This is a genomic window from Photorhabdus heterorhabditis, assembly GCF_018448905.1.
GTDB classification, from domain to species: Bacteria; Pseudomonadota; Gammaproteobacteria; order Enterobacterales; family Enterobacteriaceae; genus Photorhabdus; species Photorhabdus heterorhabditis.
Genome location: NZ_RCWA01000006.1, coordinates 143826 through 162142, shown reverse-complemented (window position 1 = coordinate 162142; position 18317 = coordinate 143826). Strand labels below are relative to the sequence as shown.

Genomic DNA, 18317 nt, shown 5'->3' with positions numbered 1-18317 from the left:
CATACTGACACTTCCCTGGGGTTAAAAGAGAATGGACGTCGATTTGCCCAGCAGCCAGATAACCGCCACTAACAGCACCACGCCAACCACCACAATCGCACCAAATTTAGTCCAGGAGGCTCTGTCACTGCGAACTTCAGAAAAAGTATGGATTGCCGCGGTCGCCACATTGATAAACGCGATCGCGGCAACGACCAGCCCGCCTATCACGATGCCGTCCTGCAAGTAACCTTTGACGGTATTAAAAATACCACCGCCACTCCCGCTGGAAGGCGGTTCAACCGTTGGCAATGCCGCTGTCACGGGTTGACAAACCAGATAAGCCAGCACACTGAGTGACATTGCACGGGTATTGATACAGGCAAACAGGCGGAACAGTGACTGACATCCCCGGTTTAACAGATCCATTTCATTTTCCCTTTTTTCCATTACAGGTTAAAAAAACCGATTAGCTGGCAAACATCCAGATAGCCATCACCAGCAACAACGCCACACGAATGACAAAACGGTTCATCGCCGCTTCACGGACCTTTTCATTGGCCCAGCCCTGCCAGACGTCCACCATTCCCCATGCGGCCCAAAGAAATAACACCGCTATCAGTAAACCGATACAGAGAAATTGCATCACATGAGGATCGAGATTGCCGGAAGCCGCCCTGAATGCATTACGTTGTACCTCGTTCACCGGATTCGCTCCTGACGATACTGACCGGTCACATCCAACGCAACCGCAGAAATCCCGGGTTGGGCACGGGAGGGGGTCAGATAGCGGTTAATGCCTTCACGGACAATATTGAGGTCCCGGTTAGCACGTAGATAATCAAAATAAAAACGGTCTGCCTGCCCCTCCTGAACGGCCAAAACCCGGGCACGTTCCAAACTGGCCTGCACCTGGTCAAGCTGTTTGAGTGTGGTGGCCAGCTCATCTTTTTCCCCGGCCAGCACAGGCCAACTCATTAGTATCATCAGGACAAAAAGACTATGGGAAAATAAACGGAAATAAACCATAGCATTACCCTAAATCAGCGTAGATATATACATCAACAGAGTGACGAAAAAGGGTAACGATTACAGTGAATAATTGTTTATCTGATTTTGAAAATTTTGGGTACTTGAATTTAAGGTTGAAACCAAGGCGGGATTCCACTTTGTATTTAACTTAAGGGGCTGTCCTAGATAAGTTATTTTATCTAGGATATCCAGATGAGAAAAAGTCGGATTAGCCAATACAAGCAAAAACGTCTTCATGGGCTCTTCGTTGCCGGGGCTACAACTCGAGTTAGTCGGTGTCAACAAAACGACTTCGGCTTACTATTTTCACCGCCTCAGAGTCCTTATCGCAGGTTATGTCGATGAATATTCTATGTTTGACGGTGAAGTCGAGATAGACGAAAGCTATTTCGGCGGTAAACGTAAGGGCAAACGCAGACGAGGCTCCTCGGGGAAAGTCCCTGTTTTTGGACTTCTCAAGCGAGGTGACAAGGTTTACACCCGCCTAATACCTAACGCTAAATCTGATACCTTAATGCCGATAATCACTGCCAAGATTAAGCCTGACAGCCTGGTCTACACAGACAATTTTGCCCGCTATGATGTGTTAGATGTATCCGATTTTAAACACTATCGAATCAACCATAGTACAGAGTGTGTAGACGCTAAAAATAGTCAAAATCATATCGATGGAATAGAGAATTTTTGGAACCAAGCCAAACGTCATTTGCGTAGATTTAAGCATACCAAAGGAGCATTTTGAGCTCTTTCTTAAGGAATGTGAGTGGAGGTTTAATACACCGGGTGTAAAAGACCAATTACACATTCTAAAACAAATAGTTAAAGGAAGAATATAATCGCGATCTAGGGCAGCCCCAAACATTTTTTATATTGAACATGTAAGACACTATTTTAAGGCTGATTTTCCCGGATTGGTCAGCTACACCTCCGTTTCCCCGTCATCAAGTATTTGAGAGCGTCTCACAGCAAATGAAAACGAGTACGGGCGTTTTATAACTTTAAACTTCATCTGATTATCAATGATTGTGGCAAACTTTTGGCGGTTAAGTTGATCTCAGGAAATTAGGATGATTGCCATCCCATCAAAGCGCGGGTACAAGGATTAACAGGATGGACGATAAAGGGTATTTATCACAGACCTTGTGCGATGAGCTGAAAGCAGAAGGAATAACGTTAATCACTCACCGTAATAATATGAAGGCAAAAGCATTATCTCTCTGGGATAAGCTGATGTTAAGAAGGCAATTTTTGATAGAAACGGTCATGGATCAGCTCAAAAATATTTCTCAGATAGCGCATTCAAGACACCGCAGTCAGCTCGGTTTTTTATTGGAAATCGTCGCTGGCCTAATTGCTTATACATTCCAACCTAAAAAATCAAGCTTGAATTTACAGGATTATGATATCACTATTTTTAAACGAAACCGAGGTTAATTAAAACAAAGTACCGGATAAAAAAACAATACCTTGTCAATAATCTGAAGAAAGCCCGCTCTGCGGACTTTCTCCCTTAAAGATGGAAAACTACGCGCTTACCCGTTGGAAGTGTCACATCAAGACTTAATTCGCCGCCTAATGCTTTCACATAGCGCTTAAGTGTTGATAGCCTTGGATCATTGTCAGCTTGTTCCATTCGAGCAACGGAAGGCTGTTTGACCCCCATAACAGCGGCCAATTCTGTTTGTGAAATTTTTAGCTCATCACGCAATTGGCTAAGGGCGATCTGGATACTGGCTTCTTCAACCCGTTCTGCGACTCGTGCCTGCATTTCAGGACTTTCTTTAGCCAACAGTTCTCTGTAAGTAGCCATGATTATTCCTCCAGTTTCGCAAGATGTTTATGGTACTCGGAATCAGCCAGCCGAATCATATCCTTATAGAAACGTTTCTCATTTAATCCCGTTTTATCGCCAGCACACAAAATAATTGCGCAGCGGGTAGGATCAAACGCAAAAAACGCTCTGATAGGATTACCAGCATGTTGTACACGCAGTTCCTTCATATTGGGGAAATCAGAACCACTCAATGTATCAACATATGGTCTGCCAAGTTTTGGGCCGAACTTTTCCAATACCCCCATAGCTTCATAGACTGACTCCCTTAGAGCATCTTCCTGAGTCAGGAACCACTCATCAAAACACTCTGTCGTTATGACTTCCCACATATCGACTCCATAGCCTATTTGTTATAATCAAGAATATAACGTATTCACTATAATTTCAACCATAGCAGCTCGATTTTATATTCTTTTTTCAACCGAAAAAGCCGAGTTTGAATTTACGGGGTTCTGAACTCGCTCTTCTTAAGCAAAGTTGAGATTAACTAATGTCAGTTTTGCACTTTGATGGAGGTACTGGAACAAAAGTCAAACGTTGAAGGGTGCTGATGATATGAGACAACATTTCAGCTATTCTATTTATTGCCTGCTGCTTATATTTATAATGCTCTTCAGTTCTCTGTAATACACTCTTTTTTAGATTTATTATTAACCTATTCATTTCACTGCAAGCAGAACCTTTTCTGGCTGTATATTCCCCATGAAAGTAACAATAAAACTAACAAATGTCGTCCTCTGCAAGATAGTAGTGATCTCTACGACTCAATTCATCAATTTTTGTAAGACGGTAAGTCACAGATGTTCCCTAATATCCTCATAGTCTTTAACCCTTATAGCCCCTAACGCTTCATATTTTTCCGGCCAGCTAATCGAAGTATTCTTAAAACAAGATTCTAATATAAATAATTTCCTGCCTTGATTCAAAGCCGCTCTAGCTTGCGTCATCGTTCCTGAGGTATCAGATGCCTCAACGATAATAGTCGCTTCAGATAATGCTGACATAGTCACATTGCGCTCAGGAAAAAACAGACGATTACTACGATAATCTTGCTCAATATAACGTTTAAATGGTACCTGGCTAATTAGCAAATAACTTTCTCTAATTGCCTTTTGGAGCTCACTATTCTGTCTTGGGTAAATATGAGACAATGGAGTACCAATAACCGCTATTGTGTTACCTCCCAACTCCAACGCAGTCGTATGAGCAACCGTATCGACTCCCTCAGCCAAGCCAGAAATGATAGTAAATCCATCATTCACAAGACATTTAACTAGCTTTCTTGTTCTACGGCGACCTTCATCAGATATCTTTCGTGAACCGACAACAGCCACACACCGAGTATTAACTAAATCCCACCAACCTTGATAATAAAATAATTCTATTGGGTGACGAGCATCCCTCAATTTATCAGGATACTCACTAGCTCCGTGCACTCTAACACCTAAATGCTCCACAGAATATTTATTAAGAATATATTTCAGTGACTTTTTGACAGACTCTCTTTCTTCTTCGGGGACAAGTTCAGATGGTATCGTACCATTAGGTGCCTGCCGGAATTTATCAGCAATAGTTTTAAATGTGGTGCCCTGCTCAGTCCACAGCGCTTCATATGCAGCCATCTCCTCAAATGGAGATATCGCTCGTTCGAAGGAATCTGAAGATCCAAAATCAAGTTGCAACATTTTATCTGTTCCCAATTCATAACATAAAAGGTTACTAAGAACACCTATACGGTAACTGCCGAAAAGGCAGTACAAAAATATGCTAAATGGTTAACTGAGTAAATGCCATTATTTTTTCTTTTTACTGCCAAATTAGGCTTTTTCGCTGAAAAATCTAACAAAAATCATTAAAAATTTTACCTATTTATTACCTCAAAGATATTTCTTAAAAGTACTCATCATCACGGTAATAGCGATCCCTAATAGGAGAGCTGCAGGCAACAAGAGTAAATTAGGATACACAGCCGATGGCCAGGAGAGATATAACAGACAGGGTACACAAAACGCCGGTTTCACAAACCGTTTGGCATGATGATAAACAAAACTCGACTCATAAGCGGCACCATAACGTCGCAAGTCACGTCGGCTTAGTCCTTCAACGACAGCAACGCCTATAACCATCACAAACAATGGCAAAGACAACACCAGAATAGTGAGCCGGATAATAAAGGTTACGGTCACATATACCGTTGCCAGCAGGTACTTCCGCAAACTTTCCGCCAGTAATACACTCCAATCGCTCAACTCTCTCACCATTTCATAGTGGCTCCGAGCTTGTACTGTATGTTGTTGGTTAATCCAGTCCAGTGCACCACTGTCTACAAACACCCACTGATAACTCCATTTTAACCCGATACTGAGCGTAGTCGCAGGCTCTGATAACAGTAAGCTGCGGGTAAATTCTTTAGACAACCAACCGCTTTCCGTGAGCATCACTTGTTGGCTATGCCTTTCGCCCTGTTCCGGCCAGAAAAAGGCTATCCCAAGGTATTCAACAACCAAACTAAAAAACAACGATACCAGCAAAAAGCCAATGAGCATCCATGGCAGCTCCCACAGGGCCGTTTTTAACGGGCCTGATTTTTTCGGTGGCATCTGCGGCGATTTAGCTTTCTGCTGCGTCATCGTCAGCTTCCTCATCAGGCGTCAGCACCGCTGGATTTAACATCACATTGAAGTCAACCTAACTGTCATCTGGCATTGCACTACCCGACCACCAGGATTCACTGGTACGGTAATGTTTACGCATATCATCAGCGATTTTTTGCAGACTTGCCGGCATCAGGTCATCATCATCGGCTGCTGGCAACGGCATGCGGATCTTCCATAACCGTCCCCCTTCAAGCAAAGCAAATGCCTGACCTTTCGGCAGATTAATCACCTCGGCGGGGGTAATTAACGGCGTTCTGATCGTGCTAACCCGATCCTGGGTATTAGAGGTAAAATGACCGCCTTGCTCTGGACTGGAAATATCGGTAATCCCGGAGACCAAAGTTTTAGTGTACACTTCCACCTCCGGCAACTGGCGGGTTAGCAGTTCGGCAGTGTTGTTTTCCCTGACCCGCAACATAACTAAGGTATTAAAATTTCCTGTTACCTGCGCCGCTTTAGCACTGCTGCCAATACGTGCTTCAATATCAGACAAAGTCTGGGTGTAAGCGGTTACCTCTATCCCGGCACCACCCCCTTTGTTAATCAGCGGGATAAATTCATCGCCCATCAGCTCATTGAATTCATCACAATGTAAGCTAATGGGGAGTTTTCTCGTTTTGCCTTCTGGTAAACCGTCATCCAGACCAAATTTGTAAATGTGACCCGCAACAGAAACTAGGTCCGCGAACATGGAATTACCCACTGCCGAAGCCACTTCGGCATCCGATAAAGCATCCAGCCCCACATAGACGATACCTTTCTTACGTATCACTTGTTGCCAGTCAAAGATGGGACGCGGATCATTCATATCCGTATAATCTGGTGCCAACAGAGCAGCTGTTTTCCCCGTGGTCAGCTTTTCCAGTAATGGCAACAGGGATGCCACAATTTTGTCAAAATAGGTGCGATCATAGCGAACCGCACTGCGCAACCCGTCCAGTATCGGATCGTAGAGTTTTTTCCCCGCTTCTGAGCTTAGTGCCATTTCAATCGCCCAGATTTTCACTGCATTCGTCTGCCCCTGCATATTGCGTGGCAAATCGTCTTCCGTCAGCAGACCCAGACTTTTCTCTACCTGCTCCCATAACACAGGCAGGCATTGCCTGATAATTTTTTCAGCATAAGTTTCATACAGTTCGCCAATATTGGTGACATAACGTAATATCAGGGTGTAATCAGGTCGCTGCCCCAGAGCCACCAAAGCACGAGTAACGATATTGACAAAACGCCAGGCAAACTCACGAAAAGCGGCACTGTTACCCGCCCCACTCAATTGTCCTGCTATACGAGAAGCGACTTCTGAAACCCGACCAAAACGCCCAACAGCATTGTAGCGAGCACTAATATCCGGCCAGCCCAGATGAAACACCTGGAACTCATCTTCCCGCCCGGCACGATGTGCTTCCGCCCACATGCGTTTGAACAGGTCTGCATCCCCTTTCGGATCAAACACAATCGTGATATTACCCCGCCGGATATCCTGCGTGATGAGTAACTCTGCCAGCCGGGTCTTACCAACTCGGGTTGTACCGAGGACCAACATGTGCCCGACCCGCTCACGCAAATCCATTGACACATTGACTTCATCCGGTTCAATGCCATGCAATGCTGGATTGCCTCCTACTGGCGGCAGTGGCCTCACCGGGTTCCACGGAGAATCACGTTGCGTCAGACGACATAAAGAGGGCAATGGGTACTCAAACCGCTGCTCAAATGCCCTCGCTAATTGATAATACCGGGAAGGTTGAACATAACGTTCGACTTCCGGGCGCAGGGTATCCAGAAATCGTTGTGTATGTTTTTGTTGCCAAAGAAACCCTTTCCCCAGAAACAATCTCTGATGACTGACGGGCACCTGGTGGCTGGCCATCACATAACGGGGCAATCGTCGGATATTGCGCCGGTAGTTCAGTATACGTAACCCCTGTCCGAATCGGAAACCTGATAACACGCCAAAACCTGCCGCCATGACATCACTGACCGATGGTGACAATGCCACCGCCCACGGCGCTGCGATACAGACACCGGCGGCAACCGCCGAAACAACAGCGGTATTCAGCTCAACAGCCGGACGTAACCGTGCTTCAATCACATAACGATCGCTCATCTAGCCCGCCATAACACCACAATTGCCAACAACAATCCCAATAAAAGCACCGGGAAACTGTGTGGTAACACCAGCTCGGATAATATAGGATGACGGGGCCACATCAACGCACCTTCTGGGTTAAGCCAGTATCGGTAATCAACACTGGATAATGCTGTAAGCGCAAACGACGAGCCAAATCACTGCCGGAAGCGGGGGCTAATACCAATCCCTCTGCAAGCTGACGCAGTTCATCCAGTTGTGCTTTATCCCGCACACTAACTAGCAATCCCACCGCCTGCTTTTTCCGAAGGCCAACCAAATTTTTCTTCAACCACTGTTTTGACAGGGCATCATCCCCAATCATGAACAACGCCCCCATTCCCGGCAATTGCAACGGACGAGCGTCAACAGGTCCGGGAGACAATTCAGGCGTTTCCACCGGTAACATGCCCCCTTCGGTTAAATCTGGCGGGGTCGCCTCCGTATTTGAAGAAGTCGTCGGTTCATTGTCCTGAGCGTTAATGGCATCAAAATACGCTGCTGTAGATTGTCCACCTAAATCAGCCACAATAGTCAGTGCAGCCTGAGAACAGGGCGTCAATATCATCATCATTAAAAATAAACGGCAGCGATAACGGATTAAGTTATGGATTAACATCTTCTTTATTTTTCCTTCGGTTCAATCCAGGTCTGTGTCGTATTAGCTACAGCAATATTGGTGGACAAAACAGGATATCAGGTCTCCAGCGTACTCAGTTTACGTGCGACGATTTTCCGATACTTACTCGCGGGTTGACCGCCAGCGGGATGGTGATAACAGCCTGCCGCATTCAACCAACTACCCGGATTGGATTGATAACAGGTTTTCAGAATACGGGCTGCCACATGAAGATTAGTATAGGGGTCCAAGGCATCCCAATAAGAACGAAAATAATGGCCGTTCCAGCCTAAATTCACTTGAGTAATCCCCACATCAATACGTTTGAGGGGTACGCTACGCATAAATCCCTGCAACGCCTGCCAGACCGCCTGTCGGGTTGCATAACGATAACTTTTTCCAGCCACATTGAGCGTCCACGGCCAGGGGCGTTCATGTTTCTCCTGTGGCAAACGTTTTGCCGATTCAGCCAGTGCCAACGCATAAAGCACTTCAGCAGGTACGCCATGCACCCGCGCAATCTGCTGATACCCAGGTGGGACGACCTGTTTTACCGCCGCGGCCATACCTTCGGTCACCCAAAAGAGGCTGCCCGCCACAACGAGACTCAAAATGCCACCACACGCCATCCGTCATTCTCATGTTGTAGTACGACCGGCATTTTCCCCTGACCAAATTGTCGCCAGCGCCCTTTGTCATGATTAAGCGTGATTTTTCGGCTACGGACTTTTTCTGAGGGAATATGATGTTTACCTGCCCAGGTACGTAAAACATCATCGTTGCTTTCGCTATCTACCAGGTAAATATCCACCTCACGGTCAGCGGACAAGGCAGCAGCCAGCTGGGCATCACAAGCCGCGCAATCCTCTTTCACAAATAACGCCAGCCGCCCTTGATTACCCTGTGCGATTCCGTCCCCCTTCCCTAAATTAACCGGCAAAATATTCGGCGCCAGACGCTTCCAGGCCGCATCCACCGCCCGCTGGAACGCCAGTTCCTTTTCAGTACGAACATATTCCTGCCTAACCCACAGTTCGGCATAACGTTGACGCTCCTGTACTGTTTCTGCCTCAATGCCCAATGCACTCAACGGATCGAGCCCAGGAGACTGAATGCCCCGTTGCCCCTGCATCAATTGCTGATAACGCTGAAACTCTGCTTCTGTCAGCCCCCACATTTGCGCCTGAATACGGTGGTTTTCAGCCTGCGTGACCTGTTGCTGAGTCGCTTTCATTCCCGTCTCTGTCTGTTCAGAGATAGCAACCTGTGCCGCCGAAGCTGACAGAGACATAACAACGCCAATCAGCACCACCCCCTTCCTCTGGCTGAAAAAATCTTTTCTCATCATTACCCTCCATTGACTGACAGGGTTTGACGGTGCCCTTGTACCTGGAACAAAGCCTGATGATCGGAGATACTGACCAACGTCCATTCAAATGCACTTTCACCCGGAGTCAATAAGCGCATTTGAGATATTTGAGAATGAGGAGCGGTGTCTCGTGGAATAATAACGGCATAAACTTGTTCTCCCCGACGTTCAATACCAGAAAGTAGGAAAGGAGCCACTATCCGTTTCTTCGTTCGAAGAACTTCCCGATCAGGTGTGCCCGCTTTTTTACCCGCATGCTTTTCCTGCTGAGATTTCCACGCGATTAATGCGTCAACGCACATTTCCTGCTGTTTCACGGTATTTTTCAATACACTCACTGCTTCGGTAAGATCCTGATGCGCACGGCTTAAATCAGCCACTGACTGTACCAGCGGTTTCTGTTGGTCGTTAACGGATCCCTGTTGCGCTATCAATGCCTGATGAAACCGGTCATTTTGCATTTGCCAGTCCTGACGGGAAACAAAGCCGGTATCTGCCTTATCAAGCCGTTCGTGCAGCTTTTGCAACTCATCAGGCAAATGCTGGAATGATCCATTTCGCATCAATGACTGAAATTCCACTAACTGATGATGTTGCTGCCGTACCACGAATGCCAGCAATGCGATGCTGACAATAACAAGCAATATTGACAGATACCCCAGACATTTTTTTAACAACAATCTAGGTTGGATCTTTTGAGAAACCGCTTGCTGAAAGCTGTCAATCTCAGCTTCAGACGTCGAAGACAGAGGAGGGATTTCAGTTGTCATACCACACAACATCCTTGTTTTATTTAGCACTGTGTCTGGCACACTTTTCAGTACTATCGAATTGCTTGACAAAACAACAGACACAGAAATGCGACTTATTCAGTAGTGATTAGAGTCTAATCATATGATTACCCGATACCAGGAAGCATACTGGGCAAAACCAGAGAGGATGACGATAAAAAATTCAACATGAAAGAATGAAAATTACACTCCAATATAGAGCATAAAATCTATGGTCACCACGTCAGGCTGCCCATACTGATGCATCGTCTTTTTAAAGAAACGCAGTGCGGTCTTCTTATCCCGATGAGCCGTCAGCAAAAAATCAGCTCGAATCCACTGCCCGGCAAAGGTAACGCCATTATCCTTTGATTTTGATACAGGCTTCATCCATGCGCCACCGACGCCCAACAGCGGGCTTACTACGCCGGTAACGTTTAATCATCAACGGAACTAAACAATGAACCCAACAAGAGAGCGGGGAATGATCAACGGCAATCCCACTCTCCGCCATCATTTCTTGCAGGCTCAGCGCATAGGCCAGATATCAGCGAACACACTGAGCGATGATATCAACAAAATAGTGCAGACGTTTGAATGCTTCTCGAATCAGGGACATCGTCAGTTCAACCAATAAAAAAATGCAATATTATCCAAACAGCGCTTAATGCAACAGAACAAGTGTCTAAATTACAATTCATTAGATTGACTAATTAGATTCAATTTGCTTATATGTTCCGTATTCTTTTTTAATCCTTTTTTAATCGTGTGAAAACTAACCAATTATTGATTTAATTACAGCCGCAAATAAACATTTGCGTTTTTTTGTGCTTTTTATGGGCTATTAGCATCAGACTTTGGGAGCGAATTCTCAAGGCGGTAGCCTGTCTATTTATTAGTTGTCTTATTGGGTTCCGCCGTATTTTGCCGCTGAAAAACGACATTCCTTCACATAGCGTATTCGGACGCCTCTTCGGCCTTAATATGCCCGGAGCAGTTTGAATCAGCTTTCAGATGTTGAGTGGCTGAAACACTTCCGGTCTTATCGCGCCAGGTGGTTAGGGAAAGATCACTAAAAGTATGTTTTTCGAACATAAAGCGCATATTTTCTTAACGAAAATGCAACACACCCATCAAGTAGATATCCAACTAACCATAGTAGTGAACAAGGAATATTATACCGGGGAGAGGCTACATCAATCTTTGCCATGTATAACATCCAAAAGGCAAAGTATAAGTGATCAGCAAGTCTACGTTACGAACCCCAAATTGTTAACTAGTAGTAAATAAGTATCAAGGCGTTATCTGTCATTCCGCAACTATATCTGTAATATACTGATTTAAAATCGTTTGTATAAAATTTATGCATTTGTTAATTCTTAATTAAAACAACAAATTATGAATGCGGTGCGGAATGTCGGGTTATAACTTGGAACATCTAATATTAATGTTTAAGGATACCTCCGATGCCAATGTTATTATCAAATACCCAAGAACGATTTTTTTTTGAATGGAAACTAACTCCCAATAGCCCTGCATTTAATACTCCTTTAGTATTCAAAATACAAGGTAATATAAATGTTAGTGCATTAAATTCAGCTTTGGCTTCAGTAGTGAAAAGACACAACACATTGAGAACAGTTTTTATAGAAGTCAATGATAAAGTTTTTCAAAAGATTCTGGATGATTTAGTTCCTGAAATGGAATTGGTGGATTTAACAGACATTCCTTCATATAAACAAAACGAAGTTAAAATAGACACCATAAATAAAATTATTAGTAAACCATTTGATTTAACAAAAGCACCCTTATTTAAATTTTGCCTAATTAAACTCTCATCAGAAAAATTTTATTTAGTTTTTAACTTGCATCATATTATTACCGATGGATATTCTGCAAACTTTATTCTACAAGATTTATCTTTCCATTATAATCAATTCATTATAAAAAATAGTGTCATTTTGCCAAATATAAATATCTCAATTAATGATTACCTAGATTATGAAGAGAATCTTATTAATAAATCTGAAGGATTTAAAGAAGGAATCAAATTTTGGCTTTCTGAATTAAAAGGGACTGAATTACTTATCAATCTACATGATAAAATTGCCGAAGAAACAACATATGATTTCAATGGGAAAAGATATTATTTTGATATTTCAGACGAATTAACCCATAGAATAAAAATTATTTCTAAAAAAGTAGGAGTAACTACTTTTATTTTATTAACTGGTCTTTTTAGCATATTAATTCGTTACTATACCGGGCAAGATAACATAACGTTAGGTTATACAAAATCAAATAGAAATAAAATGTTTAGCAATCTATTTGCCTGTCTTTTAAACCAATTGCCAATGCGTATAAAACTCAATGGTGATCTAACTTTTTCACAATTACTTGAACGTATAAAAAAGAACCGTAAGAATGCTCGTCAATATGAGAATGTTCCTACTAATATAATTCTAAGGTCGCTTAGAAAACAAGAAAATGCCTCCATACTCAGATTATATAATGTATCTATTTTAAGGACAAATTTTGTAACTTCAGGCCTTAATTTCACCAATGCCTGTTCTGAGTCTATTCTTATTGATACAAAAACCTCCAAGGACGATCTTACTTTCATCTATGACGAAGGTGATTCTCTTCAGTTTGCATTTGAGTATAAAACCGCTCTATTTAGCGACGAATATATTATTGAGATGGCACATAATTTCACTACTTTGCTCGAAAATATGCTCAAAAATCCAGATAGTAAAATCAGAAACATGCAAATTCTCGAAGATCAGAGATTAAAAGAAAAAATTCAAATAAATATAGAGCCTAGGATAGATAGATTACCTAACTTAACAATTTATGATCTATTTAATAAGCAAGTGTCGTTGGTACCAAATCATGTTGCGATAGAAACAAGCCATATAAAATTAACCTATGCAGAGTTGAATCAAGAAATAAATTCCCTAACAAATTTCTTAAAAGAAAAATTGATAAAATCCAATATAAATAAAAAGTTAATTGGATTATGCTTTGATCGTAATTATTACATGGTTGTTTCCATATTAACAGTATTAAGATTGGGTATAGGATATTTACCCCTTGATCCAGGATATCCAGAAGAAAGATTAAAATATATCAGCCAAGATGCTGATTTAGAATTGATTCTCACAAATACAAACGTGTTTAATAATAATAATTCGCTAAAATCAATTAACTGTGACTTAATTTGTGTGGATTCAATAAAATCCCAAGTAAAAAATGCAGTAATTAATTATCCAATATCACCGGACGATTTAGCATATGTCATTTATACATCTGGTTCTACAGGGAAGCCAAAAGGTGTAAAAATCACCCAAACGAATATAATAAGCTTTGTTCTCAGTGCTATTATAGAATTTAATTTTCAAAAAGAAGATAGTTTCTTGGGTATAACTTCCTGGAGCTTTGATATTTTTCTTTTAGAAATATTATTACCTTTATTGACCGGAGGGAAATACATACTTTATGACCAATCCGATAAAAATGACTTTAAAAAAATAAGTGAATTTATAAAGCAAAAGAAACCTACGTTCGTGCAAGCAACGCCCACCTTTTGGGAAAGCATTCTAACTTTTCTAACTGGTTACAAAAATAAAATAAAAATCTTATGCGGTGGGGAACCTCTTACCACAAGTGTGAAAAATGGTTTGCTTAACATCAGCCCAAATGTTTGGAATGTTTACGGCCCTACAGAAACTACAATCTGGTCTACTGTTTATAAACTATCAAACGATCAAGCAATTAAAATAGGTTATCCTTTTAATAATACTGAATTATACGTCCTCAATAAAGACCTTAACCTCCTACCCACTGGCGTTATAGGAGAGTTATATATTGGAGGGCTAGGCGTTGGTCAAGGTTATCTCAATCAGGGGATTTTAACGAAGAAAAATTTTCTACAAAATCCTTTTTCAAACTATAGCAATAAACTCTCATCAATAATATATAAAACCGGTGATTTAGTTAAATCAGGAAAAAATGGAGTGCTAGAGTATATAAGTCGCTGTGATTCTCAAGTAAAAGTCCGGGGGCATAGAATAGAGTTAGGTGAGATAGAAAAAGCGATTGAGCTTGAAGAGAAAATTGCTAAAGCAATCGTTGTTGTGGTTGAAAATAATAATGGGAAACAACTATTTGCCTATTATATAACTAAAAATAAGAATATCGTAGATCCAACAATAATACGTCAGCAAGTACAGCTTCATCTTCCATATTATATGGTACCTACACACTTTATTGCCTTACAACAATTTCCTACATTACCAAGTGGAAAAATAGACAGAAAAAAAATATCAATATTGAAACCCCAAAGTGGGGTTGTTGAAAAATATGATGAAGAGAGTTTCACAGAAACTGAAAAGCAAGTAGCTAATATTTGGAAGAATATACTGGACATATCCAGCCTAACTCATGAACAAACTTTTTTCGAACTAGGCGGTGATTCTATAACGGCAACAAAAGTTATTTATCGTATAGAAGACTGTTTAAAAATCACCCTATCAATTCGTTCTATTTTTGAACACTCTACAATAAAAAGCCTATCAGAATTTATTGATAATAACATAATTAAAAATACTCATGCTATAAGTATTAAGCCAACACCATCACATATTAAATTATTGTCATTAAAATCCCCACTCTCAGATGCCCAAAAAAGACTTTGGTTTCTATATAAGTTAAATAAGCAAAGCCCTGTTTATAATATCTCTGAGGCCTTTATGCTTAACGGAGAAGTTAACGTTATTGCTATCAAATATGCTTTAGAACAGCTGACTAAACGACATGAAACACTACAAGGAAGATTTATTGATACTGACGGAGTAACTATTCAGCAATATGATAAAGATCCCCATTTGAATTTCCAGGTTATAGACCTTTCTACTTCAGAGAACCTAAAGAGAGAGAGTATTTCAGATATAATTTCTAATGAAAGTAATAAATATTTCAAGTTGGAAGAAGAATCTCCATTTAGAGCTTTATTAATTAGTATCAAGAAAAAAAAACATATACTGGTTGTTTCTCTACACCATATCATTTCAGACGGATGGTCTATGGGAATTCTTTTAAAAGAATTTGCCATATTATATAAAAATTATGTAGTACAAGATTCTGGAATCCTACCGCCTTTGAAATATAAATTCAGCGATTATGTTGTTTGGCGAAATGAAAGATTAAACTCATCATATATAAAAGAAGGAATTAATTATTGGAAAAAACGCCTCGAAGGATCACCTGCACTTCTCTCATTACCAACAGATTATCCTAGACCCCCCATCTTCAGTCACCAGGGTAAAAGAGCAAGTTTATCCATATCCAAACAGCTAAGTGATAGATTAAATCTATTATGCAATGAACATAACGTGACATTATTTATGCTATTATTAGCGGCTCTAAAAACCCTCCTGTTCCGGTATACTGGTCAAAAAGATATTGTTGTAGGAACACTTGTTGCCAATAGAAGTCACCCAGATTTTGAAGATATTGTTGGGTTCTTTGTTAACACGCTCGCTATTAGAACAGAGTTGGACGAGAAATTTACTTTCCATGAAACTCTAAACATTATTAAAAATAATACATTAAAAGATTTTTCAAACCAAGAAGTACCTTTTGAATCTATTATTGAAGCTATCAACCCGACACGTTCTTTAAGTTATACTCCTTTATTTCAGGTATTATTTGTTCTACAAAACACACTACCAAGAAACATAGATTTAAGTCCCCTAAAAATAGAATTAATTGATCCTCAATTGAATGTTGCAAAATATGATCTAACGCTTTCATTAAATCCGACAATACAAGGGTTACGAGGATACATTGAATATAGTACCGATCTTTTTACTGAAAAAAGCATCATTAATATTATTGATAATTATAAAAACTTATTGGAAAAACTTACTCAAAATATTGATAAAAAACTAAGTTCAATAGATTTTATTTGTTCTAAACAAAAAAGTAATATATTAACTGAATATAGCGGCAGCAATAAAAAATATAATCTTAAAAAAGATATTATTCAAAGATTTGAAGAGCAGGCTACCCAATACCCTAACAATACTGCAATTATTGACAATAAGACACACACTTCAATTGATTATCAAACATTAGCCAAAGAAGTCGAAATATTAGCTAGATATTTACAGTCATTAGGAATAAAAAAGCAAGACAAGATTGCAATTTGTCTTCAACGTTCTGAATCACAAATTAAAATTATATTAGCTGTATTAAAAATTGGTGCTATATGTGTTCCTATTGATAACGCCATGCCTAAAAATAGGATTTTATCAATCTTACATGATGTCACTCCTGCTATTCTTATTAGCGAACAGATTGGCGAAATTGAGAGTTATGACTATTCTAATATACAATGCTGTCAAGTGGCCGAGCTTCTTCACAGTGCATTTAATCTTAATATAAGTAACGGTTATATAGAAAGAAATAATAATTTTAATACAACTGATTTAGCCTATATTATTTATACTTCTGGATCGACCGGCGAACCTAAAGGTGTTGGCATAACTAGAGGATGTCTATCAAATTTAATTGATTATCATATTGCTGATTTGAAACAAGACACACCGATATCAACACTCTATTATTCACCTCTAACATTTGATGTCTCTTTTCAAGAGTTATTTAGCACCTTATCTTGTGGTGGTACATTGCATATCATTCATGAAGATCAGAGAAGTAATTTTAGATGGCTATCATCGTATATTGATAACAAAAAAATAGAGCGAATTTTCTTACCTTATGTAGCACTAAATATTTTATCTGAAACAGCAACAAGTATTAATATATTTCCTAAACAGCTAAAGCATGTCATTACAGCAGGTGAAAAATTAGTCGTCACACCAGCAATAAGGACTTTCTTTTCTAAATTACCAGGTGCAAACCTTCATAACCACTACGGTCCAGCAGAAACGCATGTTGTAACAGAATTTATCCTAACCGGACAGCCAGAAACATGGCCTGATTCTCCGCCAATTGGTCAGCCAATAAGAAATGCTGAGATATATATCTTAGACTCAAATCTTCAGCCATTACCTATAGGAGGAATCGGTGAAATTTTTATTGGAGGTATACCTGTTTCGCCTGGCTATATAAATAAAGTAGATGAAACCGTTGCTAGATTCCTTTTTAATCCGTATTCCAATGATGATTTTAATTTATACCGCACCGGTGATATGGGATATTGGAGATTTGACGGTAATATTCAATATATCGGTCGGCAGGATTATCAAATAAAGAACAGAGGATTTAGAATTGAATTAGGGGAAATAGAATCAGTATTAGATAAATCTAAGCATATAAAAAAAGCTGCGGTTATTAATAAGCCTTTAGGTCAGGAAGAAGTAAGAATTGTCGCTTTTTGTATAGTGAATGAAACTAATTTATCCAGTGAAAATTATATAGAAATTATATTTAACGACTTAAAAGAATCCTTACCCGATTATATGCTTCCGGCAAAAATATTTATAGTTAAAGAATTACCAATCACGGCCAATGGTAAGGTTAACAGAAAAAAACTACTAAGTGTCAAAGAAGAAAATGAAGTTAAAAAGGTTAATAACAAAAACCTTAATGAGTATGAAAGGAAAGTATTTCTTATCTGGCAAGAAGTATTAGGTCATGATAAATTCAGTATAACCGATAATTTTTTTGATGTTGGCGGTAACTCCCTAGCGATGGTTCGAGTACAAAATGCTTTATCTAAAGAATTTAATAAAGAAATTAACTTAATTGAAATGTTCAAATACACAACCGTATCTTCAATAAGTAAATATTTAAACACACCACACATAGAAACAAATAAAAACCAAAGAATTGCAAGTGAAAAATTAATATTACGTAAACAGTTTCTCCTGCGAAAGCAGAAGAATAAATCCTAATTGGAGC

General features: G+C 40.2%; 13 protein-coding genes and 3 pseudogenes. 3 read left to right on the top strand and 13 right to left on the bottom strand.

The annotated features are described in order from the left end of the window. Nucleotides 1–21: 21 nt before the first annotated feature. The 3 genes from EAE89_RS05945 to EAE89_RS05935 all read right to left on the bottom strand — a co-directional run bounded on the left by EAE89_RS05945 (nucleotide 22) and on the right by EAE89_RS05935 (nucleotide 1008). Nucleotides 22–342: a TIGR03745 family integrating conjugative element membrane protein gene (locus EAE89_RS05945; protein WP_149615969.1), complete on the bottom strand. Its 321-nt coding sequence runs from the start codon at nucleotides 340–342 to the stop codon at nucleotides 22–24. Between the two features lie 106 nt (nucleotides 343–448). Further along, on the bottom strand, nucleotides 449–685 hold the full coding sequence (locus tag EAE89_RS05940) for a TIGR03758 family integrating conjugative element protein (protein WP_011145430.1): 237 nt from the start codon (nucleotides 683–685) through the stop codon (nucleotides 449–451). Beyond that, entirely contained in the window at nucleotides 682–1008 is a 327-nt protein-coding gene (locus tag EAE89_RS05935; RefSeq protein WP_262499869.1) for an integrative conjugative element protein, RAQPRD family, read from the bottom strand. Before EAE89_RS05935 ends, EAE89_RS05940 begins: the two co-directional genes overlap by 4 nt. 195 nt (nucleotides 1009–1203) lie before the next feature. On the opposite strand from EAE89_RS05935, the pseudogene EAE89_RS05930 reads away from it, so the two are divergent. Both EAE89_RS05930 and EAE89_RS24335 read left to right on the top strand, forming a co-directional pair. Beyond that, a pseudogene (locus tag EAE89_RS05930) lies at nucleotides 1204–1847 on the top strand (IS1595 family transposase). Nucleotides 1848–1944: 97 nt separating this feature from the next. Continuing rightward, nucleotides 1945–2445 (top strand): annotated as a pseudogene (locus tag EAE89_RS24335) (transposase); the annotation flags it as partial. A gap of 76 nt (nucleotides 2446–2521) precedes the next feature. Here the strand turns inward: EAE89_RS24335 and EAE89_RS05920 are convergent. The 10 genes and pseudogenes from EAE89_RS05920 to EAE89_RS05875 form a co-directional block, all read right to left on the bottom strand. After that, entirely contained in the window at nucleotides 2522–2821 is a 300-nt protein-coding gene (locus EAE89_RS05920) for a helix-turn-helix domain-containing protein (RefSeq protein WP_065389842.1), read from the bottom strand. Nucleotides 2822–2823: 2 nt separating this feature from the next. Then, nucleotides 2824–3174 carry a type II toxin-antitoxin system RelE/ParE family toxin gene (locus EAE89_RS05915; protein WP_214085533.1) on the bottom strand — a complete coding sequence of 117 codons (351 nt, stop codon included), beginning with the start codon at nucleotides 3172–3174 and terminating at the stop codon, nucleotides 2824–2826. A 465-nt stretch (nucleotides 3175–3639) separates the two neighbouring features. Then, a complete protein-coding gene (locus tag EAE89_RS05910; protein ID WP_149615919.1) occupies nucleotides 3640–4530 on the bottom strand; it encodes a DNA-processing protein DprA in 891 nt (296 codons plus the stop codon). Between the two features lie 192 nt (nucleotides 4531–4722). Continuing rightward, the gene (locus EAE89_RS05905) at nucleotides 4723–5475 is read right to left on the bottom strand and encodes a TIGR03747 family integrating conjugative element membrane protein (RefSeq protein ID WP_149615920.1); all 753 of its coding nucleotides are present in this window, start codon (nucleotides 5473–5475) and stop codon (nucleotides 4723–4725) included. A gap of 58 nt (nucleotides 5476–5533) precedes the next feature. Further along, the gene (gene traD / locus EAE89_RS05900) at nucleotides 5534–7609 is read right to left on the bottom strand and encodes a type IV conjugative transfer system coupling protein TraD (protein WP_214085532.1); all 2076 of its coding nucleotides are present in this window, start codon (nucleotides 7607–7609) and stop codon (nucleotides 5534–5536) included. 103 nt (nucleotides 7610–7712) lie between these two features. Further along, nucleotides 7713–8249, bottom strand: a complete 537-nt coding sequence (locus tag EAE89_RS05895; protein WP_149615922.1) for an integrating conjugative element protein — start codon at nucleotides 8247–8249, stop codon at nucleotides 7713–7715. Nucleotides 8250–8326: 77 nt separating this feature from the next. Beyond that, nucleotides 8327–8815, bottom strand: coding sequence for a transglycosylase SLT domain-containing protein (locus tag EAE89_RS05890; protein WP_422615504.1), 489 nt, complete (start codon nucleotides 8813–8815; stop codon nucleotides 8327–8329). A 41-nt stretch (nucleotides 8816–8856) separates the two neighbouring features. After that, entirely contained in the window at nucleotides 8857–9594 is a 738-nt protein-coding gene (locus tag EAE89_RS05885; protein WP_214085531.1) for a TIGR03759 family integrating conjugative element protein, read from the bottom strand. A gap of 2 nt (nucleotides 9595–9596) precedes the next feature. Continuing rightward, the gene (locus EAE89_RS05880) at nucleotides 9597–10388 is read right to left on the bottom strand and encodes a hypothetical protein (protein WP_214085530.1); all 792 of its coding nucleotides are present in this window, start codon (nucleotides 10386–10388) and stop codon (nucleotides 9597–9599) included. A 228-nt stretch (nucleotides 10389–10616) separates the two neighbouring features. Continuing rightward, nucleotides 10617–11007, bottom strand: a pseudogene (locus tag EAE89_RS05875) (IS6 family transposase); the annotation flags it as partial. 847 nt (nucleotides 11008–11854) lie between these two features. On the opposite strand from EAE89_RS05875, the gene EAE89_RS05870 reads away from it, so the two are divergent. Next, nucleotides 11855–18310: a non-ribosomal peptide synthetase gene (locus EAE89_RS05870; protein ID WP_214085529.1), complete on the top strand. Its 6456-nt coding sequence runs from the start codon at nucleotides 11855–11857 to the stop codon at nucleotides 18308–18310. Nucleotides 18311–18317 lie beyond the last annotated feature (7 nt).